The organism is Persicobacter psychrovividus (assembly GCF_036492425.1).
Classification (GTDB): Bacteria; Bacteroidota; Bacteroidia; order Cytophagales; family Cyclobacteriaceae; genus Persicobacter; species Persicobacter psychrovividus.
Window position 1 is genome coordinate 2,425,091 of the sequence record NZ_AP025292.1, and the last position, 24,945, is coordinate 2,450,035.

The 24,945-nt window shown below is 44.3% G+C and carries 25 protein-coding genes; 8 read left to right on the forward strand and 17 right to left on the reverse strand.

The window, feature by feature from the left end; all coding sequences use genetic code 11:
- The first annotated feature begins 16 nt into the window (after nt 1-16).
- From AABK40_RS10380 to AABK40_RS10395, 4 genes are all read left to right on the forward strand, one after another.
- Nucleotides 17-610: a MarC family protein gene (locus AABK40_RS10380; protein WP_332919928.1), complete on the forward strand. Its 594-nt coding sequence runs from the start codon at nt 17-19 to the stop codon at nt 608-610.
- Nucleotides 607-1,080, forward strand: a complete 474-nt coding sequence (gene rnhA, locus AABK40_RS10385; protein WP_332919929.1) for a ribonuclease HI — start codon at nt 607-609, stop codon at nt 1,078-1,080. Before AABK40_RS10380 ends, rnhA begins: the two co-directional genes overlap by 4 nt.
- A gap of 74 nt (nt 1,081-1,154) precedes the next feature.
- Complete coding sequence (locus AABK40_RS10390; protein ID WP_338397000.1) at nt 1,155-1,862, forward strand: tRNA1(Val) (adenine(37)-N6)-methyltransferase; 708 nt, start codon at nt 1,155-1,157, stop codon at nt 1,860-1,862.
- 259 nt (nt 1,863-2,121) lie between these two features.
- Nucleotides 2,122-2,754, forward strand: a complete 633-nt coding sequence (locus tag AABK40_RS10395; protein WP_332919931.1) for a TetR/AcrR family transcriptional regulator — start codon at nt 2,122-2,124, stop codon at nt 2,752-2,754.
- A gap of 91 nt (nt 2,755-2,845) precedes the next feature.
- Here AABK40_RS10395 and AABK40_RS10400 read toward each other — a convergent pair whose 3' ends face one another.
- The 4 genes from AABK40_RS10400 to AABK40_RS10415 all read right to left on the reverse strand — a co-directional run bounded on the left by AABK40_RS10400 (nt 2,846) and on the right by AABK40_RS10415 (nt 6,648).
- Nucleotides 2,846-4,657: a M61 family metallopeptidase gene (locus tag AABK40_RS10400; RefSeq protein ID WP_338397001.1), complete on the reverse strand. Its 1,812-nt coding sequence runs from the start codon at nt 4,655-4,657 to the stop codon at nt 2,846-2,848.
- Nucleotides 4,658-4,854: 197 nt separating this feature from the next.
- Nucleotides 4,855-5,424, reverse strand: a complete 570-nt coding sequence (locus tag AABK40_RS10405) for a hypothetical protein (RefSeq protein WP_338397002.1) — start codon at nt 5,422-5,424, stop codon at nt 4,855-4,857.
- Between the two features lie 5 nt (nt 5,425-5,429).
- Nucleotides 5,430-6,083: a protein-L-isoaspartate(D-aspartate) O-methyltransferase gene (locus AABK40_RS10410; protein WP_338397003.1), complete on the reverse strand. Its 654-nt coding sequence runs from the start codon at nt 6,081-6,083 to the stop codon at nt 5,430-5,432.
- Nucleotides 6,064-6,648 carry a phosphatase PAP2 family protein gene (locus AABK40_RS10415; protein WP_332919935.1) on the reverse strand — a complete coding sequence of 195 codons (585 nt, stop codon included), beginning with the start codon at nt 6,646-6,648 and terminating at the stop codon, nt 6,064-6,066. The genes AABK40_RS10410 and AABK40_RS10415 overlap by 20 nt, the downstream gene beginning before the upstream one ends.
- Nucleotides 6,649-7,262: 614 nt before the next feature.
- On the opposite strand from AABK40_RS10415, the gene AABK40_RS10420 reads away from it, so the two are divergent.
- Complete coding sequence (locus tag AABK40_RS10420) at nt 7,263-7,826, forward strand: hypothetical protein (protein WP_332919936.1); 564 nt, start codon at nt 7,263-7,265, stop codon at nt 7,824-7,826.
- A 13-nt stretch (nt 7,827-7,839) separates the two neighbouring features.
- Here the strand turns inward: AABK40_RS10420 and AABK40_RS10425 are convergent, their stop codons facing one another.
- The 3 genes from AABK40_RS10425 to AABK40_RS10435 all read right to left on the reverse strand — a co-directional run bounded on the left by AABK40_RS10425 (nt 7,840) and on the right by AABK40_RS10435 (nt 10,966).
- Nucleotides 7,840-8,043, reverse strand: coding sequence for a DUF6728 family protein (locus AABK40_RS10425; RefSeq protein WP_338397004.1), 204 nt, complete (start codon nt 8,041-8,043; stop codon nt 7,840-7,842).
- Nucleotides 8,044-8,111: 68 nt separating this feature from the next.
- The gene (ispG, locus tag AABK40_RS10430) at nt 8,112-10,094 is read right to left on the reverse strand and encodes a (E)-4-hydroxy-3-methylbut-2-enyl-diphosphate synthase (protein WP_338398065.1); all 1,983 of its coding nucleotides are present in this window, start codon (nt 10,092-10,094) and stop codon (nt 8,112-8,114) included.
- A 161-nt stretch (nt 10,095-10,255) separates the two neighbouring features.
- Nucleotides 10,256-10,966 (reverse strand): SDR family oxidoreductase, encoded by a 711-nt coding sequence (locus AABK40_RS10435; protein ID WP_332919939.1) that lies wholly within the window; start codon nt 10,964-10,966, stop codon nt 10,256-10,258.
- 190 nt (nt 10,967-11,156) lie between these two features.
- Between AABK40_RS10435 and AABK40_RS10440 the strand changes: the two genes are divergently transcribed.
- The 3 genes from AABK40_RS10440 to AABK40_RS10450 are packed head-to-tail and all read left to right on the forward strand — an operon-like array spanning nt 11,157 to nt 13,247.
- Nucleotides 11,157-11,885: an MlaE family ABC transporter permease gene (locus AABK40_RS10440; protein ID WP_332920118.1), complete on the forward strand. Its 729-nt coding sequence runs from the start codon at nt 11,157-11,159 to the stop codon at nt 11,883-11,885.
- 10 nt (nt 11,886-11,895) lie between these two features.
- The gene (locus AABK40_RS10445) at nt 11,896-12,660 is read left to right on the forward strand and encodes an ABC transporter ATP-binding protein (RefSeq protein WP_332919940.1); all 765 of its coding nucleotides are present in this window, start codon (nt 11,896-11,898) and stop codon (nt 12,658-12,660) included.
- Nucleotides 12,657-13,247 carry an HAD-IA family hydrolase gene (locus tag AABK40_RS10450; RefSeq protein ID WP_332919941.1) on the forward strand — a complete coding sequence of 197 codons (591 nt, stop codon included), beginning with the start codon at nt 12,657-12,659 and terminating at the stop codon, nt 13,245-13,247. The genes AABK40_RS10445 and AABK40_RS10450 overlap by 4 nt, the downstream gene beginning before the upstream one ends.
- A gap of 417 nt (nt 13,248-13,664) precedes the next feature.
- On the opposite strand, the gene AABK40_RS10455 is transcribed toward AABK40_RS10450, so the two are convergent.
- The 10 genes from AABK40_RS10455 to AABK40_RS10500 all read right to left on the reverse strand — a co-directional run bounded on the left by AABK40_RS10455 (nt 13,665) and on the right by AABK40_RS10500 (nt 24,927).
- Nucleotides 13,665-17,324, reverse strand: a complete 3,660-nt coding sequence (locus tag AABK40_RS10455; protein WP_338397005.1) for a sensor histidine kinase — start codon at nt 17,322-17,324, stop codon at nt 13,665-13,667.
- A 252-nt stretch (nt 17,325-17,576) separates the two neighbouring features.
- Complete coding sequence (locus tag AABK40_RS10460) at nt 17,577-17,876, reverse strand: hypothetical protein (protein WP_332919943.1); 300 nt, start codon at nt 17,874-17,876, stop codon at nt 17,577-17,579.
- Nucleotides 17,877-17,887: 11 nt separating this feature from the next.
- The gene (locus AABK40_RS10465) at nt 17,888-18,475 is read right to left on the reverse strand and encodes a DUF420 domain-containing protein (protein ID WP_338397006.1); all 588 of its coding nucleotides are present in this window, start codon (nt 18,473-18,475) and stop codon (nt 17,888-17,890) included.
- A gap of 51 nt (nt 18,476-18,526) precedes the next feature.
- Entirely contained in the window at nt 18,527-19,099 is a 573-nt protein-coding gene (locus tag AABK40_RS10470; RefSeq protein WP_338397007.1) for a hypothetical protein, read from the reverse strand.
- Between the two features lie 50 nt (nt 19,100-19,149).
- Nucleotides 19,150-19,479 (reverse strand): cytochrome C oxidase subunit IV family protein, encoded by a 330-nt coding sequence (locus tag AABK40_RS10475; protein ID WP_332919946.1) that lies wholly within the window; start codon nt 19,477-19,479, stop codon nt 19,150-19,152.
- 119 nt (nt 19,480-19,598) lie between these two features.
- Nucleotides 19,599-20,369, reverse strand: coding sequence for a cytochrome c oxidase subunit 3 (locus AABK40_RS10480; RefSeq protein ID WP_332919947.1), 771 nt, complete (start codon nt 20,367-20,369; stop codon nt 19,599-19,601).
- A gap of 32 nt (nt 20,370-20,401) precedes the next feature.
- Nucleotides 20,402-20,935 carry a cytochrome c oxidase subunit 3 gene (locus AABK40_RS10485; RefSeq protein WP_332919948.1) on the reverse strand — a complete coding sequence of 178 codons (534 nt, stop codon included), beginning with the start codon at nt 20,933-20,935 and terminating at the stop codon, nt 20,402-20,404.
- A gap of 67 nt (nt 20,936-21,002) precedes the next feature.
- Complete coding sequence (gene cyoE, locus AABK40_RS10490) at nt 21,003-21,896, reverse strand: heme o synthase (RefSeq protein ID WP_421953288.1); 894 nt, start codon at nt 21,894-21,896, stop codon at nt 21,003-21,005.
- Nucleotides 21,897-21,961: 65 nt separating this feature from the next.
- Entirely contained in the window at nt 21,962-23,830 is a 1,869-nt protein-coding gene (locus AABK40_RS10495) for a cytochrome c oxidase subunit I (protein ID WP_332919949.1), read from the reverse strand.
- Between the two features lie 17 nt (nt 23,831-23,847).
- Entirely contained in the window at nt 23,848-24,927 is a 1,080-nt protein-coding gene (locus AABK40_RS10500; protein ID WP_332919950.1) for a cytochrome c oxidase subunit II, read from the reverse strand.
- Between the last annotated feature and the right edge of the window lie 18 nt (nt 24,928-24,945).

Below are 24,945 nucleotides of genomic sequence, written 5' to 3' on the forward strand. Positions count from 1 at the left end.
ACACCACAATTTATCCATGTCTTTTAACTTTGCACTGGAGCACTTTTCTCTCAAAGAGATCATCTCCGTTAGTTTGATTCTTTTCTCGATTATCGATATTGTCGGTTCTATTCCGATTGTTATTGACCTTAGACAAAAAATCGGTCATGTGCAATCAGGGAAAGCAACCCTCGTGGCTGGGGGGATTATGATTCTGTTCTTGTTTTTGGGAGAGAACTTACTGGGGCTCTTCGGGGTAGATGTCGCCTCTTTTGCCGTTGCGGGGGCCATTATTTTGTTTCTTATGGGGCTTGAGATGATTATGGGTATAGAGCTTTTCAAAACGGAACCTTCGGACACCGGAGCTTCTGCCATAGTACCGATCGCTTTTCCTCTTTTGGCAGGTGCCGGAACCATGACCACCATTATTTCACTGAAAACCACCTACCTGACGGAAAACATCCTGACAGGGATCCTGGTCAACTTACTTGTGGTGTATGTCGTTCTGAAATCCTGTGGATGGCTACAAAAAAAGATAGGCACTGGAGGGCTGACGATTTTGCGGAAAGTGTTTGGAATTATTCTACTTGCCATCGCCATTAAACTATTCAAATCCAACTTAATGTTATGAGTCAAATAACAGTTTACACTGATGGATCATCGAGAGGAAACCCGGGCCCTGGAGGCTATGGTGTCGTCTTAATGTTTGGTCAGCACAGAAAAGAACTCAGCCAAGGCTATCGAAAAACCACCAATAACCGAATGGAGCTTTTGGCGGTAATTGTTGCTTTGGAGTCTATAAAAAGACCTGAACTACCTGTTGTTATTCACTCCGACTCTCAGTATGTGATTAATTCCATAGAAAAAGGATGGCTCTGGGGATGGGTAAAAAAAGGCTTTAAGGGCAAGAAAAATGCCGACCTTTGGCAACGCTTCATTCCCGCGTACAAGCGGGTAAATGACGTTAAACTGAAGTGGGTGAAAGGGCACGCAGGTATTCCTGAGAACGAACGTGCAGATGAATTGGCAACCCTTGCGGCAGACCATCCACCACACCTAATCGACGCTGGCTTTGAGCAAGAAGCCAACACCTTATTATAAATTATTGTATAAAATTGCCTTAGTGAACCGATTCACTAAGGTATTTTTTTTGAGGATCACATCTTTCATATTCAATGGCTTTTCATTTTAAACAATTCTCTGTTGCCCAGGACCAATGTGGCATGAAGGTAACCACCGACGCATGCATTTTAGGTGCCTTTGCACACCACCAAAACCCTGTAAAAATTCTTGACATTGGCGCAGGCACAGGGCTACTGAGCCTGATGCTCGCCCAGCGCTACCCCGAGGCGGAAGTTCATGCTATTGAGGTAGACCTCAAGGCTTTTCAGCAGGCAAAGGAGAATTTCAGCAACTCCCCTTTCAGCGATCGGCTCCATATACACCATGGTACCATTCAGGATTTCGCCATCAACGCCCCACATACCTTCGACCTGATTGCGGTAAATCCGCCATTTTTCCCTGACCACCTCAAAAGTACCGACGAAGCCCGCCGCAAAGCTTTTCATAATGATCTGTTGCCCTTCAACGAACTTGCAGCATCCATTCGCTTATTACTGGCTCCTCAGGGGCTGTGTCATATTTTACTTCCCAAAACCCAATGCGACTGGATTGAGCTCGATATGATCGTGGAGCAACTCTTCATTCAGGAAACATTGGTCATCTACCCCAAGGAAGGGGCGCACAACCCCAGACAGATCAACGTTTTTGGGAAAAATGCAGGCTTCCACTATCGTCGCCATTCGTTAACCATCAAACAACCCAACGATCAGTACACCTCAGAAATGGTAAACTTAATGCAGCCATTCTATAAAAATATTTAAACACCGATCATAAAAAAAAGTAGAAACCGAAAACCGAAAACGAATATTAGTTTCCTTCTTGCTTATATTAAATCACTTTTTTTTGTATATTTAAGCGTAAAATTCAAGACAATATCTCAATTAAACATCGCGCAGGTGGAAACGTACCAATATCAGTTTCTTATTTTTGGCTGACTTCACAAAGCTCACAAAAAGGAAACCGAGCATTTAGAAAACGCTCCTTCGCCCAAAGCACCCGATGTACAAACCATAGATTTCAATGGATAAGCAAGCTGCTAATAAAAAGAAAATTCAGGATACAGCTAAACAACTTTTTTTAACTCAGGGCTATACGAAGGTTACCATGGATGACATCGCCCTACAATTAGGAATGAGTAAAAAAACACTTTACAAGCACTTTAAGGGCAAGTATGAACTGCTTTCGAAAGTGATTGAGGAGTTCAAAAGAAAAACAGGCGATGGTGTCAATAAAATACTGAATGACACAGAGTTGGAATACGCTACAAAACTCAAAACCATGCTGAAGTTTATCGCTGTTGAACTTAGTGATATCAGTCCCGTGTTAATTGAGGATTTACAGCGCAATGTCCCTGAACTTTGGCGCGAGATCAATGCCTACAAAAAGGAAGCGGCCTTCAATCGCTTCAGCCGCCTGATTGAGGAAGGTGTGAAAAAAGGGCATATCAACCCAGAAATCAACCAGCCGTTGGTGGTAGCACTTTACGCTTCGGGTATCAGTAACCTGATCAATGCAGAGTTTTACAGCTCGATGCCCGAAGAGATGGTGGAGCAGATTCCTTCTTCGCCATCAGAGATTTTCGACCATATGATCAACATCATTTATGAAGGGATCCTTACGGAGGAAACTAAAAAATGTCTGCATAGCTCATAAAAATAATCAAGAAATAACAATGAATAAAAAAGCGAGTCCTTTAGAAGAACTCGCTTTTTTTATGCAATTCAATTATGGTATCTGAAAAAAATTAATCATTTTTTGCCAGCCAAATCGCTTTAAGTTTCTCTTGTTGCTTAGTCGATTTATCCATTTCACTGAACTTGTATTGGTGCGTCTGCATTGGCTGAGGCGTCACCTTGATTGTTTGAAGTAAACCATCTCTGTTAATCAATACATCGATCGCTTTGCCTGATTCCATTCGGCTCAGCACCGACTTGTAATTGTCCATCGTCATTCGGACACCATCAACCGCCAGAATTTCATCATGAACATTCAGCCCATCGTTCCATCCGGCACCGCCACGCACCACTGTACGAACCACAACATCATTTCCTGAATTGCTGAAATACACCCCAAGAGATGGCGATTTTTTAGCCTGAAGACCTGCATCTGTCAAATTCATTCCAACCGCAGCAAAATATTTCTTGTAATCAATGGTTTTCGTACCATGGATAACATCAGCAAAAAACTGATCCAGGTTTTGCTTGGCATACTTTTCAACCGTCGATTTCACCAAAGCTTCATCATAGCCCTTCCCTGTTTTCAGATAATGCTGATACAATGACTTCATCACGTCGTCGAGTTTATACTTCCCTTTTGAGCCGTCAATAATAATGGCATCCAACAAGGCCGCCACAACGACTCCTTTAGTATAATAAGAGATCGTGGAGTTGTAAGAGTTTTCATCTGTGCGGTAACCCTTGATCCAGGCATCAAAAGATGAACTTGCCAAGGATTGTACCCGTGAGCCTGGCTGATTTTCCACCCTTGTGATTGTGGCCGCCAACTTACTCAAATATTGCTCTTGCGTATAAGCACCAGAACGAAGCAGCAACAGGTCGTCATAATAAGTGGTTACTCCTTCGGCCACCCATAATAAGGAGGTGTAATTTTCATGCTGATAATCAAATGGCCCCAAAGCTTCTGGGCGAATACGCTTAACATTCCAAAGGTGGAAATATTCGTGCGCTACCAGCGATAGAAATCGTTTGTAGCCACTGTCAGTACCGTATTGCCAGCGTTCAGCCTGCAAGGTGGTCGATTTCTTATGTTCCAGCCCTCCTCCAGGGTTCTCAATATTGTGAACAATAAAAAGGTAATGGCTACCCTCGTTCGGATTACCACCGAAAACTGCCGTTTCCTGCTCCACAATTTTTTTCATATCTACCTGAAGCGAAGGAATATCGTAATTCGACTGCCCGTACATCGCAACGGTGTGCTTCACCCCTGAGGCCGTAAAATCAAATACCGTTTGGTTGCCTATTTCAATAGGGCTATCTGCCAACTCATCGTAATCTTTGGCCGTGAAAGTGTTTTTTTCTTTCCCTGCATCCATCGCCGTAGAAATCGTTGACCAACCCTCAGCAGGAGTAATCGCCAACTTGATCGGCAAATCTTTATGCCCTTTCAGGTACATAAAAACGGAAGTCCCATTGATATATGCATGGGAGGCATCGATAAAGGAGGTACGCACCGAAAGTTCGTAAGCGTAAACCTTATAAGAGAAAGTAAAACTGTGATTTCCTTTGGTATTGACCACCCAGGTGGCTTTGTCTTTTTTCCTGAAGGTCAGCTCCTGCCCATTTTGCGCAGTAACTTTTACCCCTTCCACATGGCCAGCAAATTCCCGAACAAGGTAGCTTCCTGGTGCCCAGACTGGCATCTGCACTTCCGCCTGCTGGCCTCTGAAATTATCTACTTTAAAGGCCACCTCAAAATAATGCGTTTGAGGCATCGGCATACTCAACTGGTAGTGTACATTAGGTTTGGCAACTGCTATAGAAGACAGGGCGACAAGCAGCAGCACTAAAAAAGAATGGAGTCTTAAATTTTTAGACATTCGAGCGTATTTTTCGAAAAGAAAAGCCCATTCAGAATGGCTTCAACTTTTCATGAAATGATTTGATTTCTATAATCCCGAAGATCAATAAATACATGCTCATTTCAAACCCAAAAACGATTGAAGCCCGATTTTTTTATATGAAGTAATATGGTTAGTGTTTAGATGGTCATGCATCTACGGCTACCATGCCCAGATCAGGCAATGGGCAAACCTTTAATCATGTTCCAAAGTGCCAGCTTGGCGTCACGGTCATTGTGCATTAAAGACAGGCTGTTCGTTGGGCAAACAGTGAGTGTTTTTCCCTTACGGGCGACATTCCACTGCAAGCCTCGCAACTCTGGAATATCGGCTTCAGAGAGCCCGAAAGTCAGGATGAAAGTGGCTGGAAGGTGCTCACGAAGCATCGCAAAGCCGAAACCTTCCGCTTCGCTCATGTTGACCAAAGCCACGTCCTCGATGTTAAAATCTTTTGCTTTCAGGATATTGGACAGCAGCGTTCGGTCATTATCAGGCAGGCCAGCAGGGTATTTTACAATCACCAGCACCTGAGCTTCCGCATTGCCATATACAGGAAATGGAATTGCTGCTTCAGCATCTTCAGTGGTAGCCTCTTCAGCCACATACACATCGGCAAGCAGTTGTTCGGCCACTTCGGCCACCTGTTTTTCGTCGTGCGCTTCATTGACTACAAACAGCAGATCGTGATCTAAAAATGATACTGCGGAAAAATCCGTCATCTGTGCTTTATCCATTCCTTCCTCCATAATATCTACCAACCAAAGGTTCCTTTCAAAGGTACAAAACTAAAATCATTAAATATCTCCTGTTCGAATTTGGTTTCCGAAACACGGGTATATCGATACATTTTTTGTCGCTCATGGTCACCAACAGGAATAACCAACCGACCACCAACCACAAGTTGCTCTAACAAAACCTGTGGTAAATTTGGTGCTCCCGCCGTTACGATTATCCCTTGATAAGGCGCATGTGCAGGCAAACCCTTGGAGCCATCGCCCCAAAATAAAGTGGGTGAGAAACCGAACTCATTAAGCTGTTCTGCGGCTTTCAAATGTAAATTCTTGACATACTCTACAGAATATACCGCAGCACCCAAATGGCATAACACCGATGCCTGATAGCCTGAGCCTGTACCAATTTCAAGAATTTTATATCCCGCTTTCACGCCCAAAAGTTGCGTCATGAAAGCGACCGTATATGGCTGAGAGATCGTTTGCCCATCGCCTATTGGAAAAGCCTTGTCCTCATAGGCATGAAACAAAAAAGCCTCATCAAAAAAGTAATGTCGGGGGATTTTACCCATCACGGCCAAAACATTTTTATCGGTAATGCCTTTTTTTTGCAGCTCAAGAATCAGTTGCCGGCGCAATCCCTGGTGTTGATAACTATCCGTTTTTTTCTTCATCTTTCTTTAAAAATAAATGCGTCAGCAAATTCCCAAAGTTCACGGCTACCCAACCAGAGAACAAACCGACCAGTGCACCGCCAATCACATCAAGGGGATAATGTACCCCCACATAAATTCGGGAATAAGCCACAACCACCGCCCAAAAAAATAACCATTTGATCCATGGGTATCGCGGCTTCATGATTTTATATAATAATAAGGATAATCCGAAAGTATTCGAAGCATGTGAGGAAACAAATCCAAATTTTCCTCCACGGGTACCGACCACATGCACCAAACCTTCAAGCAGCGGCTCATGGCTTGGCCTCGGTCGCATAAAAAGAGGTTTGATCAGGCCGCTCGCCAGTTGATCGGCGCAAACAATACACACGACAATGGCTAAAATCCATACCCATACCTCCTTTTTGTATTGTTTAACCAAAAAATACAACAGCACAGCATAAAAGGGAATCCAAGTAAATTTATAGGTAATAGCATACATGATCGGATCAAGAAAATCCCAATGCCATTGATTAAGTGCCAAAAACCACCCCTGATCGAGCTGAAAAATTTGCTGAAGCATATTATTTGTATAGAAAGCCAATTACTGAAACACATTGGCAGCAGGCTCACTTAAACCAACTGCCAGGGTAAATATTGAGGGTGTAAATGTAGAGAAAAGTACTGAGATTTTTTCTGACAGAAATAAAAAGGCGCTTTTTCAGCTGAAAAAATTTTTATCGCAAACAATTCTATACTAAAAAACAGGTAACCTCAACGAGAAACTTACATCACGGAAAAATGATACAAATATTAATGGGCAAGCATGGTTTAAGCATAAACTACATCAATACCTACACCTCAAAACCTACCACTAAAATCCACGCAATCACAGTACAACATTGCAAAACATTTGAAATTGGTTGAAAAATCAACATAAAAATAATGCATCTCGAAAGTGGTTTTCTGTCATCAATTGCACTATTAATAGTGTGTACCTTAATAAGGCGATCGAATTGCCAATTTTTAATGTGCTGTTTTGGGGAAAAACAAGCTTGATTACTTGAGATGTTTATCTTCAAACAAATAAGGTACGCAGATTATTTACGCAAAGGAGAACAATTTCAGCATAAAGAACTGAAATAGAGTTTATTCCAATGCAATACCTGATTTTTTTAAAAATTAAAATTGTAACAAATGCCAAATGTTGTTCTATATCACGAAGCTCAATTCGAAGCAAGCCTGCAAAATTTCATCGATCAGATGCAGAATAACAGGCATCGTCTGTCTTCTACAGGAAAACGGGCACTAACCGTTATGCAGCAACAATTCGAGAAGTGGCAAAATCTTCCTGAGGATGATTATTTTATTCAAAAAATCAGGAATCTCAACATCATCAAGTGCAATCTTGAGGTGGAGATTCGGGAATTGCACAAAATGGAATTTCCTGCGCTTGCCCATGAACTGAGAGGTTTGAGCGGCATCCCGATGGTCGATTTTTTACAGACTGAAGGAATGCACTGTGCCACCAATGCCATTATCTGGAAAAAGCTCAGCCAATTGATGGAAGAGCTCAAAATCGCTTCCATTATGAAGGATGAATACCTTGCCACACGGGAATCGATTGGCAATACCCGCAAGCACCTTCAGAATGAACTTTGGAGAACAAAGGTGAACTATGAAACGAGCAATATTTTTTCCTTCAGAGGCGCCTTACAAGTGTTTAGAAACACGGCACTTTTAGGCAAGGCCAAAGCATAGCCCGTGTTCCGCGTTAATACATCAACCTACGCACTACCAAATACACTACCCCTATCAGAAACATCAGGATAGAGATTTTATTGACTCCGTGCATCATTTTCAGGCTGAAGGAGGTCGGACGATTAGGGTCTTTCTTTCTGAAAAAGTAGCCTAAAACTTCAGAGAACTGAAAATAGGCTTTCCAGCCCTTTGGTTTTTCATCGGTAGATTCTTTCATAGTATAAGTGTTGATATTGGGAAAACCCGATGATCGACCACAAAGTTAGCCGATCACCACGTTTTTTATTATGATTGTGGATCGAACCAATTATCGTCCTCTTTGATAATTTCAATCAGCTCATTCACCGCATTTTCAGAAGGCACATTTCGCTTCACTACTTCCTGCCCACGGTACAGGGTGATTTTCCCGACGCCAGATCCTACGTAGCCATAATCTGCATCAGCCATCTCTCCTGGCCCGTTAACAATACAGCCCATAATACCGATTTTCACCCCTTTGAGGTGATCCGTCCGCTGGCGAATCATGGCGGTGGTTTCCTGCAAATCAAACAACGTTCTTCCGCAGGAAGGGCAAGAAATATATTCCGTTTTGGTCATTCTCGTTCTTGCTGCCTGCAAAATACCAAAACTCACCTGGTTGTACATTTTTACCCTGGTCATCATGGCATCAGCATCCTGATCCACAAATTTCGGGCTCAGCATTACGCCATCCCCCAGGCCATCAATCAGCAGGCCTCCAACATCTGTTGAAGCATGCACCTGAAAATCTTCCTCTTCCAGCTCGGCATATCGTTTCCATGCAACCACAGGAACGTTCACATTTTCCATCATCAGCTGAAAAATCAAACGGCGGGTGGCCACCATGGCGTGATCATTTTCAGTCTCGAGTAAAAATACCACTGGATAATCTTTCAAAGACGCCTTCAACGCTTCCGACCAATCGGCCATAGACAGGCGGATGAAGTTCAGCGCCTCGTGCTGACGTGCTGTTGCCAACCATTCTTGCGCAGTAAAAACAGGGTATTGATGTTCGTCGGCTTCCTGCTGTTGCCATAGCGAAGCATCCACCAACGCTTTCAGTCCATTGGGTAACATGAAAGGCAAAGGGTGCTTACCCACATAAACCATATCAGCCCCAAGGTCGCCCATTTTCCACTTGTCCAGTTCAGGCAAATAATGGTGGCCAATTACTTTAAGGTCTTTATATTGCACCTCGCCACGGGCGGTCAGGGCAGAAATATCTGCAATTACCCGGGGCACCTGCGCACCACCAAAAACACTTACTTCCTGTGTTTTTCTGCGCTCATAAGTGTAAGGGTTTACAGGCGATTGTTTCAGTGCTGGGATTTCAGCGTGTTCGGCACGTCCCACATATCGGTCAATCAATTTTTTTGCTACTGGTGCTTCGGCTTCTGGTGCTTCGGTCAATGATACCCGCACAGTATCGCCAATACCATCTTCCAGCAGGGTCCCAATTCCAACGGCAGATTTAATCCTGCCATCTTCACCATCTCCTGCTTCGGTAACGCCGAGGTGCAACGGGTATGGACGCATACCTTCCTGCTCCATGCGTTCTACCAGCATTCGGTAAGCCTGCACCATAATACGCGTATTGGAAGCTTTCATCGACAACACCACTTCGTGATAGTCGAGGTCCTCACAGATCCGCAGAAACTCCAAAGCAGATTCCACCATCCCCAGCGGGGTATCACCATAACGGCTCATGATACGATCAGAAAGCGACCCATGGTTGGTACCGATACGCATCGCCGTACCGTGCGCTTTACAAATTTCAACCAACGGGGCAAATCTGGCGCGGATACGATCCAGCTCCGCCTGATATTCCTCATCAGTGTATTCTATCTGCTCAAAGCGTTTTTTATCAGCATAATTCCCTGGGTTAATCCGCACCTTCTCGATAATGCGTGCAGCCACTTCCGCCGCATTGGGAGTAAAATGAATATCAGCCACCAAAGGGACATCGTAGCCTCTTTTGAGTAATTCCGCCTTGATATTGGCTAAATTCTCCGCTTCCTTTTTGGAGGGTGCGGTAATGCGGACATACTCACAGCCAGCATCTACCATACGGATGGTTTCTTCTACCACCGCCTGAGTATCCATGGTATCCACCGTGGTCATGGATTGTACCCGTATCGGAAAATCTCCGCCCATCGGCACTTTCCCTATATGAACTACAGACGCCTTTCGACGCTGATAGCGGGTAAGGCTCGGACAATATTTACCTTCTAAATTATTATTCTCTGACATCAGATTATTTCTATCAAAAACATAGCTGAAGCTATGAAAAATATGCTTACCAAAAACAATAGGCGTGGAAAAACCGATTTGAAAACCACCTTTTTCTTCTGACCACCTACGCAAAAATACCAATTTAACGGCTCATCACCGAAAAACCACCCATAAATCTGCTACCCCAAATCACCGAGCTGTGGACGGATCACGATTTCTTCCACCACGGCCGAAGGACTCATCTGGTAGGCACTCCATACACTTTCGGCAACATCCTCCGCTTTCATAAAGCGCTCTTCGGGTAAATCTACCCCATCCCAGGAGGCGGTCAGGGTTGCCCCGGGCATAATCGCGGTAACCTTCACCCCATGCTCCTTCATTTCTTCCCGCAATACACGGGTCAGGCCGAGTTGAGCATGTTTGGAAATGGCATAAGAGCCACCGTTGGTGTAGGCGGTAATACTTGCCGTTGAACAAATATTGAAAACATGGCCCGCTTTCCGCTCCTTCATCTCTGGAACTATCGAACGGCACAGGTGGTAGGTGCTGTACAGGTTGGTTTCGATCATTTCCTCCAAAACACCCTCTTCTTCCTCATGAATAAAGCCTGGAATAAACCGCCCTGCATTATTGATCAACACTTCCACTGCCTGCGGCAGGCTGTTCACCAACTCGCCAAAGCTTTTCACCTCCTCTTTTTTCGACATATCCACAGTGGCCACATAGCACTTTGTTTCAGGAAATTGCTTCAGCAGCTCTTCCCTAAGGTGCAGTAGATCTGCTTCATTTCTGGCGCAGGTAACAATATCAAAACCTGCCTGGGCAAAGCGGTGGATAATGGCTTTACCGATACCTTTGGTACCTCCCGTAACGACGATTAATGGATTCATTTAAAAAGGATTAAATTTTTGTTTTCCTATAAATTAATGCCTTGCAACACCAAAAAAACGTGATGTATAGCGACATGATTCAGCAAAAAAACGCTAATTATATTAAGTTCCGCAAAAAAACACGTTGAATTGATTCATTTTTATAAATCTGTGGCATCTTTGCAGTAAAACCACTTTAAGATAATTCATGATTTCGAATTTAGGAAAGTATTGTTTATTCATTAAATCCCTTTTCGTCAATAGAGAAAGATTTAGTCTTTACGTTAGATTGACGTTTGAGGAAGCGGTGGAGATCGGTTACAACTCCATCATCATTGTTGCACTGATATCGACTTTTATTGGTGGTGTTACGGCTATTCAAACTGCCTACAACATGACCAACCCACTGATCCCCAATACCGTGATTGGCTTTATTGTTAGAGAAATGACCTTTCTTGAGCTTGCCCCAACCATTACAGCACTGGTATTTGCCGGAAAAGTAGGGTCGAGCATTGCTGGGCAAATCGGCACCATGCGAATCACCGAGCAGATTTCTGCCCTGGAGGTGATGGGTATCAACTCTTCGAGCTATTTGGTCCTTCCGAAAATCACCGCGACCATGATCACCTACCCTTTGTTGGTCATTCTCGCTATTGCACTCGGCCTGACAGGCGGTTACTTATCGACTACCCTTACAGGAGCACTTACGCCAGTTGAATATATTCAGGGAATTCGCACAGAATTTATCCCATGGAATGTGGCATTTGCACTGATCAAGTCCATTGTTTTTGCTTTTATCATTTCGAGTGTTTCAGCCTACGAGGGCTTCTTCACCACAGGAGGTGCTTTGGAGGTTGGTAAATCATCGACAAGAGCGGTAACAAACAGCTGTTTGATTATTTTGGTGGCTGATTTCTTCCTTGCTGAATTGTTATTATAATTTTATTGACATGATTGAAGTAAAAAATCTTAGCAAATCTTTCATGGGGAAATCGATCCTCAGGAATATCAATGGGACCTTCGAGCAGGGAAAAGTCAATATGATTATTGGCGCATCTGGTACAGGAAAAAGCGTGTTGCTGAAATCAATTGTGGGGCTTTACCCTCCTGAGGAAGGGGAAGTGCTTTTCAATGGGCGCAGTTTTTATGATTGTGAGCTGAAAATGCAAAAAGAAATCCGGCAGGAAATCGGCATGCTGTTTCAGGGGTCTGCACTTTTTGACTCCAAGACGGTGGCTCAAAATGTGAAATTCCCCCTTGATATGCTGACCGATTACAGTGAAAGCGAGAAAGAGGACCGCGTAGCCGATATCCTGAAACGGGTAGGCCTCGAGCACGCACATCACAAAATGCCCTCGGAAATTTCGGGCGGTATGCAGAAGCGGGTGGGCATTGCCCGAGCCATTATCAATAACAGCAAATACCTGTTTTGCGATGAGCCCAATTCAGGCCTTGACCCACAGACGTCCATTCTTATTGATGGACTGATCAGGGAAATTACCCTCGAATATAACACCACCACGGTAGTTGTAAGTCATGATATGAATTCCGTACTCGAAATTGGCGATCACATTATTTTCCTCTATAAAGGCGATAAAATATGGGAGGGCCCCAATACAGAAATCACCAAGGCGGAACCTGAATCTTTACAACAATTTATCTCGGCCAACAAGCTTCTCAGGGCGATGGTCGCTGAAGAAAATAAGAAACGATGAAAAAGCAGATTATTATCCCTGCGCACATCAAAGGGTTGATCTTTGATGTAGATGGAACTTTGGCTGATACCATGCCAACGCATTATTTGGCATGGAAAGCCATTGCTGACCGCTATGGATTTGAGTTCCCAGAATCGCTGTTTTATGAATGGGCAGGAAAACCAACGACTGAAGTAACGGCATTGCTTAATCAGCGCCACGGCCTTTCATTAGACATTGAGCGGGTTTCTGCAGAGAAAGAAGAGGCTTACCTCGCGCTCGCCGATCAGGTTCAGCCGATTTCCATCACGGTAGATGTAGCCAAAGCTTACCACGGAAAACTACCGATGTCCGCAGGAACGGGAAACATTCCTCACCTGACCACACATAGCTTGAAAGCCATCGGTTTGGAGGAAATCATCACGACCATCGTAACGATCGAAGATGTTGCCAAGCCCAAACCTGACCCTGAGACTTTCGCCCGCTGTGCTGAATTAATGGGTGTTGCTCCTGAAGATTGTGCTGTATTTGAAGACGGTGACCACGGAATTGCTGCTGGCAAGGCACTTGGAATGACCATCTTTGACGTTCGGGATTATCTGGATTAATCCTTTAAGTTAAGTGCCCACAAATTACAAAAGTTCCCCCCGTTTACTTCTCGTGATTTGACTGGTAACTGTATTTTATGGCTTAGCGTACATATGAAGTTGCATCCTCAATATCATTAAGTTAAGTGCATCACCCTGTAGAAACGCAATTATTTGCGCCTAACACCACGGCGATATTATTGGTTTCTCTCCTTGAATTATTCAAATGGTTAGGTGGGTGGTAAGAACAACCACAATACTGGCATTTCAAATTCAGGCGAGTGCCATATTGAACCCCTTAACTAAATGGCATTGGGACATCCATACCCTGCACGAGGAAATCATTTACATTAGATTTAAAGAAGACTTTAGCATAGATCAGGTAAATAAAGTCATCGACCCATCATCAGTAACCTCAGATCGCCTTTTTAGGGTCGATCAAACCGTTATTTGCTTTGGCAACTGCACAAAGAAAGTGGTGCCCTTCCCTTCTTCAGAATCAAACCAGATTTTTCCTCCCGCATGCTCTATCCCTCGTTTGGCAATGGCCAGGCCAATGCCTGATCCTGAAAATTTAGTACTGAAGTTCGGCAGGAAAACCTTCGACTGAATGTCCTCAGCGATCCCCACACCATTGTCTTTAATAGCCACTTCGATCACCTCGCCAAGATCGGCAAGCTGAAGTTCTATCAGCGGTTCAACATCAGAAGACACTGCCTGAAAGCCATTGATTATCAAATTTGACAATGTTCTACCGATCAGTTGCTGATCTCCTTCCACCATCATTTGATCAGGGATTTCTGGATACACCAATTGCCCACGTTCGGGGGTTCGATGCAATTCAATCACTCGGCGCAATTCGGTCGAGAAATTAAAAGTTTCCTTGATGGGCATCGGCATTTTTGCAAACTCACTGAAAGAGGTAGCAATTTCCGAGAGGGTATCCACCTGCCCCAGCAGCATATCAATTGCACCACGGATCCGCTCCACTTCCTCTGCTTCACTATTCGACATCACCATTTGCATATATTGCAGGCGCAGCTTCATCGGTGTCAGCGGATTTTTAATTTCATGCGCCACCTGTTGGGCCATCTCCCGCCAGGCAGATTGCTTTTCCGTTTGTGCCATCTGCAATTTATTGTCGGAAAGCTTCCGCAACATCCGGTTGTATTCCTTCACCAGCGCACCAATTTCATCATCAGAACGCCAATGCAGGGGCTGATCGAGCGACGTCAGGTTTGTTTGTCGGATCCGTTGCGCCAAAAGGGTCATCGGGTAGGTCAGCCACCTCGATGCAAAGAAAGCCACCGAAAGGAAGATGATGAAAATCACGGTAAACAGATTGATAATACTGTTCACGCCCTCGTTAAGCAAGGGGTCTGAAATTGGATTTACAGGAAAGAAAGGTACCCCGATAATCCCCATCAGTGTGCCATCCAAGGCGGAGCGTAAGGCTACATACACTTGTTTGTATTCGTAATCACCAGCATATTCATCAAAAACCACTTTTTGCTCACCTTCAAAAACCAAGGCCCGCAATGCTTTCGGGTTAATGTGATTCGAGAGTAACTGCCGCTGAAAGATCATCGGCTGATTGGAAGTAATGAGTTTTCCGCGCACATCATAAAGCGCAATATCAAGCGAGGAAATATTCGCCACCTTGGCAATTTCCGCCACAATATCTTTTTTGTCAAAAATGCGGTCATGATAACGCACCATCACCTCGTTGAGGTTATTGGCAAGCCCTTCCGCCTTGGAGCTGTAGGAGCTGATTACCGATCGCTTGGAAGTGTTGACCATCATACTCAGTGTGGTAACCGAAAGCGCCAACAGCGGCACCAAAAAGGCCGAGTTCAGGTAGATCTGAATCTTGGCAACGAAGTTCAGTTTTACATTCTGCGAAAGCATCAGGAAACCAAAGCTTACCACCACCAGGGAGGCCAGCAAAATCATGATCAGGAAGATATAAGCAAAATCCGTGTACAGGTCATAGAGCCCATAAACGGCGTGTGTAACCACCCGAACACGGTTTTCCTTCTCGCGGATGCCAATATGCCGATAGCCATTCACCACAACGCCACTTTCGTAAAGCGCAGGATTCTGCAATAAATCCTGATTGAAAAATTTGGCGTAATTGTAAGCGCCACTCTGAAATTGCAGTTCATCAAAAGCAAAGTCCGCGTAGCTGAACTTCGACTCATCATAACTGTTATTTTTTTTCTTCTCGTGCATTAACAGCAACGGAAAAACACTGTTCTGATTCAAATCCTGATGCACCAGTTTGATCACCACATACCCTTCAGCACCTCCCTGATCCCGAACGGTAAACACACAGGAGTAGGTCAAGTTTGCGCCAAAGGAGGCATCTTTCAGTTGATATACCGAAGGGTAGTCTGTCTCCGTCATCGTTTTCCGAAACTCCACCCGAATCCGATCCAGCGTTTCGGTATTGTTTACCGAAATCGGTAAGCCATCACGGTCAAAGAAATAAAACTGCGCGGTATATTTATCGAAATAGTCATTGAGAAAACGTCGCTGAAAATACTCATCATCGAACTTCACCAACTGCTTCGGGTGGGTAATTAAGCGACTCACCCAGGCATCCTCGCTCATGGTTTGCCCGACGCGCTGCAACAGATATTCCCCGATAATGTCGTTTTCAACATTCAGGTTATTGATGAATCGCTCTCGGCTTGCCCCCAAATTATAACTCTGGTATTTCTGTACGGAGATCGTTCCCAGCACCGAAACGATGATCGTCCCCAAAAACAGGTATAAAACCGTTGCATAGCTGATACTTCCTTTTTTGCGGAAATTGCGCCATCGCCAGGAAAGCAAAACCAATACCCCGACAGTGCAAACCACCGCCAGGCCTGTAAAATCAAAATGGTTATTGTTCAGTAATGCCAGCACCATTCCCCCAAGCCAGATCAGGCTGGTAGAAAGGATATTCTGACGGTAAAAAAACTTGGAAATCAACTTCAATAAAACCGACTCGCCGAGCATAAATGCCATGGCGGAAAGTGCCACACACAAATAACTGAAAACCATGAAATTATCCCACAGCAAATTGACGCCAATGGAAAAACTGGACTGCGAATGGTAATTGATCGACTCAAAAATATTGAACACGAAAAAGCCGAGTTCAAAAACAAAAAAGGTGAAAATCAGCCCGTAAAAATGCAGCGTTCGCGAAGATTGACGAAACAGATAACGCACCAAACCTGAACGGTAATAATGGCTGAAAATATAATTGACCACAATACACAGGAAAAACAGATTCAGGATCAGGTCTCCGAGTGAGGGGTTCAGAAAAGACGAAGCAAAAATCTTCGGATCAAAGATCTTGATCTCATTGAAGGCGAATGTTTCCCGGGAAAACAGCAAAGGCAATCGCCCACCGACCAGGGCAGTCACTAAGAACAACAAGCCGAAATCGAAATGCCCTGCCTGTGCAAGGTATTGCGCATTGATCCATACAAAACGGATAAAGCAGGCAATAGAAAGAAAAATCACCAGCCAAATGAGGTAATAGACGTCTGCCATCTCCCGTCGATAGCCCATCTCGTACTGAATGCCACAGAGGAAATTGCCGTTGGGAGCGAAAATCCGGAATTTGGAACTTTGGTATTGCGCCTTCAGGTGGAGTAACTTATTGGTGAAAATTTTCTCATTGTAAGTTTTCCCCTGATACGTAATGTGGGTCTTTGCTTTGACCTTTAGCGGAATGACCTCTACAATTTCATAAATGATCGAGCCTTTTTCCAATGTCCGCCGCGAAAGGATCGATTCCCTGCGTGCCACTTCCCGAAAATGGTAGCGGTAATTCCCTGCCACTTCTTTATAGGAAGGCACAAAGGTTTGGTCTGACCAATAGATCAGCTTTCCATTCAGGTATATGGTCGTTGGGTAAGTGGGCGTAAAATCCCCGAGGTGCTCGGCATTAAAATAGCCATCCTCCTGAATCTGATCCCGAAGCAGGCTCATTTCAGCATTCACTTTTTTGAGCTCGGCATTGAGCTTGGTCTGAATCTGCTCCGTATAGGCCTTAGGGTATTGAAACTGCCCTACGGCACCTTTTTCTAAAAAAATAGCCAATAGGAGGCCTATTCCCGAGATCAGGAGCCACCTAAGATGATAAATCTTTATCTGTTTTGAAAAAAGTTGAAATGTACTTACCAAAAGAAATTTCTAATTGTCATTTAATGTAGGAACCTCATACAAAAGAAGTACCAAATTTTATTTATTCATCAATATAATTCAAAAAAACAGCCTGAAGCATTTATTTATTCTTGCAGGCCTCCAAAAATACCATCTATTTGATACAAAAAAAGCCCTTACGGGCATTTTTTAATTTGTTCGCTGAGCAGCGTTCTGTATGATATGTTGATTTTTGAGCAAGCGTTCTTTCTCTCTTTTGGAGCTTCTGTACCAAAAGAATCCAATGGTAGAAATGACCACATAGGGCAGGATAAAAAGGTAGAGAATTCCTGTATTTAGCCCTGCACCAATACCAATATCTCCTTCAGAGACATTGTTTTCCACCGTGGCACGACACATGGCACACTGTGCCAACACGGGCATTTTAACAAACACCAGTATTCCGATCAATGTAAAAATTCGCGAGCACCATTTCATAGCATCAGACATCCTTTTCAGTTTTATTGGTAATAAGGAAGAATCATCAGGTAAACGATCACTCCAGAGACAGACACAAAAAGCCAGATAGGGAATGAAAGTTTAACAATTTTGCGATGCTTTTCCAGCTTATTAGAAAGTGCATAAAGATAAGACAATAACACCAACGGAAGCACCACCATTGCCAAGCCAATATGTAATAAAAGCAATCCAAGATATAATGTTCGTAAAATCCCCAGGGAATTTTGTTCGGCCGTATCGAGCACCCCATTATGGTTGGCATCGCCGAAAATAGTGGCTTCCACGGAACCATGGTAAATCACATACCCGACCAAAAACAACGCACCAAGCACAAAAGCTGCAAACATAAACTGTTTATGTTGCTCTACCTTTTTCTGCTTGATCGCACGCACCGCCAGCACCAGTGCTACGGCAGTTGCAGAGTTGATAACGGCATTAAAATGGGGGATCATCTTCACCCATTCGCCAGTAATTTCAATTTTAAATGGGCTGAAAAATAAAACCGCTACGGCAATTGGGATAATGAAGCTCAGCAGGGCAATAAGAATGATAAATTTTCGTCCTTTTTCTTGATCAATAGCTGTTTCCATAATTGTAAAGATTGTAATTGGGTAGAATGGAATATTAGGTTTGGGTTCAGTTTAATACTGACTGTATAAAATGCTAACTTCTTGTTTGAGGCGATCCATTTCCTCCATTTTTTTGCTGTCGAAGAATCCCCGCAAATCCCCTGCGGAATCCATCAACACAATGGTAGATGTCCAATCCCCTTGTGGTTCAAGGGCAAATCGGCATTTAAAAACTTGGGCTAAAGTTGTGGCATTTCCCAAAATCGTATGGATGCCTTCTGGGGTAACCCCTTGCTCCTCTGTCATGAGCCAATAGCCTACTTTGGGATATTTCTTCAGGGCATCTTTAAGCTCCAGCAGCAAGGCCGCCTGTTGTTCGGGTTGCTGAACACCGTAAGCCATCAGGTTGATTTGTCCTGCAAGCTGACCATTGATCTGCAATTGTGCTGCGCTGTCGTCAAGCAGCAGGGAGGCTACTTTTACCGATCCGCAATCGGTTTGAGTTATGAGCGAATCTTTGGCATAGCGCACAGGAAGATCATAGCTGTTTTCGCCGAAGGCCTGTAAAAAAAGGTAAACCAAAACAGGCAAGAGCAATAAAGCTGACAGAAATATAGATTGTTTAATTTTGTTCTTCTTCATCATAAAAATAAAAATCAGACCGATGAGGTCTGATTTTATTACTTTTTAAACACTTATCCTACAAAATAGGAGAATATCGCCGAGCCTTCGTTGAGTAAGGCAATTACAAGCCAAATTATAAAGACCACTGGGAGACCCAATGACCAGATCAACACCTTGTGTTCATGTTTCAGGTGCATAAACTCCGAAACAATATAGAATGCTTTCCAGAGGGTCAGCAAAATAAACAAAGAGTTACGTGGCATTCCTGAAGATACCGTAAAGGCAATCACGAATTCCACCGCGGTAATCAGGGCAAGAATCCCCGCTACCTTCCATATTTTCTTGATCTTCGCAGGATCAGCAGGTTGTACCTGAATGTTGTTGTTGGTCGTTTCCATCATTTCATATTTTTAAAAAAGCAGTGGAGCCTAAAATGAGCTACTTATTTTCCGAATAATTACAACTCGGCTCCCACTAACATTTATTTCTTAACGGCGCTATGACAGGCTTTCGATGCTCCTTAGATCAAATAGAAAAAGGTAAATACGAATACCCAAACCAAATCGACAAAGTGCCAATAAAGTCCTACTTTTTCCACCATCTCATAATGTCCGCGTTTATCATAGGTACCTACTACAACATTATAGAAGATAATGAAATTCAGGATAATCCCTGACAACACGTGCGTTCCGTGGAAACCAGTGATGAAGAAAAACAGATTGGCAAAAACCTGAGGTCCGTACTCGTTGGCTTCCAAATTGGCGCCGTACACCATGGCTTCCACCCATTTCCCATCTACGAGTTCCTTGACTACCATACCAACACCTTTACCATCGATAAAGTGTGCCCATTCCCAAGCCTGACAGCCCAGGAAAGTAATCCCACCGACGATCGTCCAGAGCATCCATTTCTGTACGGCCTCACGGTCCATACGGTGCCCAGCCTCTACAGCCAAAACCATTGTTACTGAAGACAGGATAAGAATAAAAGTCATGATCCCCACAAATACCAAAGGCAAGTGAACACCATGCAAAAATGGAACAGCATCAAATACCAGCTCAGGAATCGGCCAATGTTCTGCTGAAGGCAGGAACGAGTCCGTTGGAGAATGCGGATAAGCCGGGAATCGGTATCGCAACATTCCGTAGGCAATCAAAAGCCCAGAAAAAGAGAAGGTATCAGACAGCAGAAAAAACCACATCATCAGCTTGCCGTAGCTTGCATTCATGGGCTTGTTTCCACCCCCCCAAACACCAGTAGCGCCAGGAATTAAAGTTGAGGTTTGTGACATAATGGTTGATAAGGTTATAGTCGGTTATTTTTTTAATTATAGTAATTCAGAAATACGTAAAGGTAGATCCAAAGCCCTCCGAGGAAGTGCCAATAGGTTACAAACATCTCCATACGGTCCAGTTTACGAGAGTGTACCTTGAAGCGGAAAGCGGCATAAAGCATGATCAGCAAAAAGACAATAGCACTCACCAGGTGCGCAACATGAACACCCGTAAAAACATAAATGAATGAACCTGCAGGGTTGCCCACAAAGTTGATATTCATCGCCATAAGATCATCCCAGGCAAGCAACTGCCCATAAATAAAGGCAATGCCCAAAACTGCAGAAGCCACCAGCATCATTTTCACTTTGGCAAGCTGATCTTTTTTCGCAAAATGATAAGCAAGCTGTGCGGTTACCGAAGAGCAGACGATCAGTGCGGAGTTCCATAAGAAGATGGTCGGCAAACTGATTCCGAGCGTACCGGTTTCAGAAACCTTAACAATATAAGCGGAGGTCAATGCGCCAAACAACAAGACAACTGACACCAAAAACAGCCATAAGGCAAATTTCTGGGCATTCATAGCTAAAGGTGTTTGGGGTTGTGCACTCATATGAAGCGAAGTATCCATCGTGGTATTTGTTTAATGATTAAAGCAAGTCAAACAGTAATGACAGTTGCACAATAGGCAGGTAAATAAACGACCCGAACATAATACGCAAAGCGGACTTGCGGTCCTGATAGCGCATCAGCTGGATGGTCTGTGCTAAAAACAGCACCCCGCATACGGTGGTAATCAATGCTGAATTAATGCCTGTGATTCCAAAACGGGCAGGCAAAAGCCCTATTGGAATTAGAAATAAAGTGTAAGTGATAATCTGTAAACAGGTTTCCATATCCTTTTTACCATTCACTGGCAAAAGCTTGAATCCTGCTTTCTTATAATCTTCATCAGCCACCCATGCAATAGCCCAGAAATGAGGGAATTGCCAGAAAAACTGAATACCGAACAGGATAATCCCGATCAGGGAAATCTCCCCAGTTGCGGCTGTCCAGCCCAAAAGCGGAGGCAAAGCACCGGGAATTGCCCCTACGAATACCGCCACAGGACCAACGCGTTTCAGTGGTGTATATACAAAAGCATATAGCACCAAAGAGATCACCGACAGAATGACTGTAAGTGGGTTGGTGTAAATCACCAGCAACACCAGGCCTGCAGTACCAACAATACCGGAATAAAGTAACGCTTCCATGTCGGTCAGTCGACCTTGTGCCATCGGGCGGTTTTCCGTCCGTTTCATTAGCAGGTCGTACTCTTTTTCCTGAATTTGATTCAGCGTAATCGAGGCACCGGAAACCAGGAAGCCACCGAGTGAAAGCATCAATAATGTTTCCCAGTTCACCTCACCACGCATAGCCATGGCATAACCAAAAGCCGATGAAAAAGCCACTAAAAGTGACAGTCTTGCTTTCAGTAAAGCCATCAGATCCTTCACGATCAGCATGCTGAATGTTCGGTTGGAAACAGGATTGGATGAAATCATAGCCTAAAGGGATTGTTGGAATAGAAGAAAAGATTTGGGAGCTCAGCGCTCCCCTAATGTATCACTTATTTATTCACTTGTTTTTGCACTTCTTTCAACTGCTCCTGCTCATGTGGCAAGTTCGAGTTGGGGGTTTCCGTTAAAGGAACTGTTTGAGGAATAAAATCCTCGAATCCGTCTGCTTCCGCATTTGGCTTAGAGTAATCGTAAGGCCAACGGTGAACAGCAGGAATTTCTCCCGGCCAGTTACCATGCCCTGGCTCTACTGGAGTAGTCCATTCCAAAGTTGTCGAGTTCCATGGGTTTTGCGGAGCGCGACGTCCACGGTACATCGAATAGAAGAAGTTGAAAAGGAATACCAATTGCGCAAAGAAGGTAAAGATTGCCGCCGCAGACACAAAAGCATTCAGATCAGAAAATCCGCTGAAAGCCTGGAAGTTCGTGAAGGAATAATAGTGTCGTGGGAAACCTGCAATACCGATATAATGCATTGGGAAGAAAACCAGATACACGCCGAGGAAAGTAAACCAGAAGTGAATATAACCCAAACGAGGGTCGATCATTCTGCCAAACATTTTCGGGAACCAGTGATAAACCCCAGCCATCAGCCCGAAGAAAGAGGCAGAGCCCATTACGAGGTGAAAGTGAGCGACCACAAAATAGGTATCGTGTAGCTGAATATCAATTGCGGAGTTCCCCAGGAAGATCCCCGTCAGTCCACCAGAGATGAACAAGGATACCAAACCAATAGAGAACAAAGTTGCGGGTGTAAATACAATGTTACCTCTCCAGAGTGTCGCCAGATAATTGAAGACCTTAACGGCCGACGGCACGGCAATAATCAGGGTAAGGAGGGTAAATATTGTCCCGAGGAATGGGTTCATTCCGGAGACGAACATATGGTGTGCCCATACAACGAAAGACAAAACCGTAATACCGAGCATAGAACCAATCATGGCACGATAACCGAAGATCGGCTTACGTGAGTTGGTAGAGATTACCTCTGAAGTAATACCCAACGCTGGAAGCAGTACGATATACACTTCTGGGTGCCCAAGGAACCAGAACAAATGCTGATAAAGGATCGGTGAGCCACCTACCTGTGGCAATGCTTCGCCACCAATATAAATTTCTGACAAATAGAAAGCGGTACCGAATCCACGGTCGAAGATCAACAACAAAGCGGCCGCCAATAACACAGGGAAAGACAACACACCAATAATGGCTGTCAGGAAGAATGCCCAGATCGTCAATGGCATACGGGTAAGGGTCATGCCCACCGTACGGAGGTTAATTACTGTCGTGATATAGTTGATACTTCCCAATAGCGAGGAAACGATAAATAAGGCCATCGCCACCAGCCACATCGTCATCCCCAGTCCTGAGCCAGAAACTGCCTGCGGCAGTGCCGACAGCGGCGGATAGTTCCACCAACCTGCGGAGGCAGGCCCTGTTTCGATGAACAAAGAAAGGAGCATTACCAAGCCTGAAGCGACAAAGAACCAGTAAGACAACATATTCATGAAGCCTGAGGCCATATCGCGGGCTCCAATTTGGAGCGGGATGAGGTAATTACTAAAAGTACCCGACAAGCCGGCGGTCAGTACAAAGAATACCATAATGGTACCGTGCATGGTCACCAGGGCGAGATAAAACTCGGGATCGAGCTTTCCTTGTGGTGTAATCCATTTTCCCAAAATCGGACGGATCCACTCCAAATCCATATCAGGAAAACCAAGCTGAAGACGGAAAATCATGGAAAGTCCTCCGCCAATCAAGGCCCAGAATATACCAGTCACCAAAAATTGCTTACCGATCATTTTATGATCCGTAGAGAAAATATATTTGGTCCAAAAGTTATCGTGATGCTCGTGGTGGTCATCATGTGCGTGATCTTCGACATGTGCCGCCGTCTGCGTTCCAGTAGTTGACATCTTAAAGGTATTATGAATTATAGGGAAGTTTCTTTTTCTATTGCGACTTCAGCACCAGCGGGCTCTTCTGCCTGCCCTGTTTTCACCAAAGCCAGTTCTTTCAGCTCTTCAGGAACCCTTGACAAATATTCAGGATTCTTCGACAGCCATGACTTCTGCTCCGATTTCCATTTCTGGTAATCTTCCTGAGAATCCACCACTACCAAAAGTCGCATAGCGAAGTGACCACGGCCACAAATTTGGTTACAGGCCAATTCATAGTTGAAATCCGGGTTACCCAACTCCTGACGCATCTGTTCCGTCGTTTTTGTAGCTGTAAAATGAAAGCGAGTTGGCATGCCAGGAACGGCATCCATTTTCAGGCGGAACTGAGGAATAAATACAGAGTGGATTACATCACGGGCACGGATTTTCAACTCTACAGGCTGATCTACCGGAATGTGTAATTCACGAGGAATGAAATCATCAAAAGCAGTACGGTCAGAGAAATCGATCCCGAACATATTATCTGCATCGATCAGGCGGTAATCGTGCTTACCCAGTTTACCATCGGCACCAGGATAGCGCACTTTCCATGCAAACTGATAACCAAGCACTTCAATGACTTCTGCATTTTCAGGTGCCGGACCCGTGATTTTATGCCAGGTGCTCAAACCTGTAACAATCAAAGCCGCCAGAACAATTGCCGGAACGATCGTCCACAAAGCCTCTACCTTGCCGTTGTCAGGGTAAAAGAAAGCGGGTTTCTTTTCGTTATGCTGATACTTAAAAGCAAAGCCAAACAACAATACCTGAGTGATCAGAAAAACAACACCCGTAACCCCCATGGTCACCCAGAACAGGTGGTCCGTCATGGCGCCGTGCTCAGAGGCAATCGGAATGGTGTATTCGTCAAAATGAACGTAGGAATAGTAACCTGAGGCAATCAGGGATACGGTTAGAAAAATCACCATTAAGGCGGCATTCCATTTGTTGGCCGGAGTGATTCGCTTTTTATCGGTGCCTTTGACAACGCCTACAAGTACAAATATTCGATGTACGAGTAAAATCGCTACCAAAACAAAGAAAGCCCCGACTAAAATTACAAGGTTCTGCATGGATGTGGTTCTTAATTA

Coding starts and splice junctions, on each gene's coding strand:
- AABK40_RS10465 (WP_338397006.1), bottom strand. CDS start 18,475: ATGGAAACAGCTATTGATCAAGAAAAAGGACGAAAATTTATCATTCTT.
- AABK40_RS10390 (WP_338397000.1), top strand. CDS start 1,155: ATGGCTTTTCATTTTAAACAATTCTCTGTTGCCCAGGACCAATGTGGC.
- ispG (WP_338398065.1), bottom strand. CDS start 10,094: ATGTCAGAGAATAATAATTTAGAAGGTAAATATTGTCCGAGCCTTACC.
- AABK40_RS10435 (WP_332919939.1), bottom strand. CDS start 10,966: ATGAATCCATTAATCGTCGTTACGGGAGGTACCAAAGGTATCGGTAAA.
- rnhA (WP_332919929.1), top strand. CDS start 607: ATGAGTCAAATAACAGTTTACACTGATGGATCATCGAGAGGAAACCCG.
- AABK40_RS10485 (WP_332919948.1), bottom strand. CDS start 20,935: ATGAATGCCCAGAAATTTGCCTTATGGCTGTTTTTGGTGTCAGTTGTC.
- AABK40_RS10480 (WP_332919947.1), bottom strand. CDS start 20,369: ATGTCACAAACCTCAACTTTAATTCCTGGCGCTACTGGTGTTTGGGGG.
- AABK40_RS10470 (WP_338397007.1), bottom strand. CDS start 19,099: ATGATGAAGAAGAACAAAATTAAACAATCTATATTTCTGTCAGCTTTA.
- AABK40_RS10445 (WP_332919940.1), top strand. CDS start 11,896: ATGATTGAAGTAAAAAATCTTAGCAAATCTTTCATGGGGAAATCGATC.
- AABK40_RS10415 (WP_332919935.1), bottom strand. CDS start 6,648: ATGCTTCAGCAAATTTTTCAGCTCGATCAGGGGTGGTTTTTGGCACTT.
- AABK40_RS10450 (WP_332919941.1), top strand. CDS start 12,657: ATGAAAAAGCAGATTATTATCCCTGCGCACATCAAAGGGTTGATCTTT.
- AABK40_RS10495 (WP_332919949.1), bottom strand. CDS start 23,830: ATGTCAACTACTGGAACGCAGACGGCGGCACATGTCGAAGATCACGCA.
- AABK40_RS10500 (WP_332919950.1), bottom strand. CDS start 24,927: ATGCAGAACCTTGTAATTTTAGTCGGGGCTTTCTTTGTTTTGGTAGCG.
- AABK40_RS10420 (WP_332919936.1), top strand. CDS start 7,263: ATGCCAAATGTTGTTCTATATCACGAAGCTCAATTCGAAGCAAGCCTG.
- AABK40_RS10405 (WP_338397002.1), bottom strand. CDS start 5,424: ATGGAGGAAGGAATGGATAAAGCACAGATGACGGATTTTTCCGCAGTA.
- AABK40_RS10410 (WP_338397003.1), bottom strand. CDS start 6,083: ATGAAGAAAAAAACGGATAGTTATCAACACCAGGGATTGCGCCGGCAA.
- AABK40_RS10400 (WP_338397001.1), bottom strand. CDS start 4,657: ATGTCTAAAAATTTAAGACTCCATTCTTTTTTAGTGCTGCTGCTTGTC.
- AABK40_RS10380 (WP_332919928.1), top strand. CDS start 17: ATGTCTTTTAACTTTGCACTGGAGCACTTTTCTCTCAAAGAGATCATC.
- AABK40_RS10475 (WP_332919946.1), bottom strand. CDS start 19,479: ATGATGGAAACGACCAACAACAACATTCAGGTACAACCTGCTGATCCT.
- AABK40_RS10395 (WP_332919931.1), top strand. CDS start 2,122: ATGGATAAGCAAGCTGCTAATAAAAAGAAAATTCAGGATACAGCTAAA.
- AABK40_RS10460 (WP_332919943.1), bottom strand. CDS start 17,876: ATGTCTGATGCTATGAAATGGTGCTCGCGAATTTTTACATTGATCGGA.
- cyoE (WP_421953288.1), bottom strand. CDS start 21,896: ATGATTTCATCCAATCCTGTTTCCAACCGAACATTCAGCATGCTGATC.
- AABK40_RS10425 (WP_338397004.1), bottom strand. CDS start 8,043: ATGAAAGAATCTACCGATGAAAAACCAAAGGGCTGGAAAGCCTATTTT.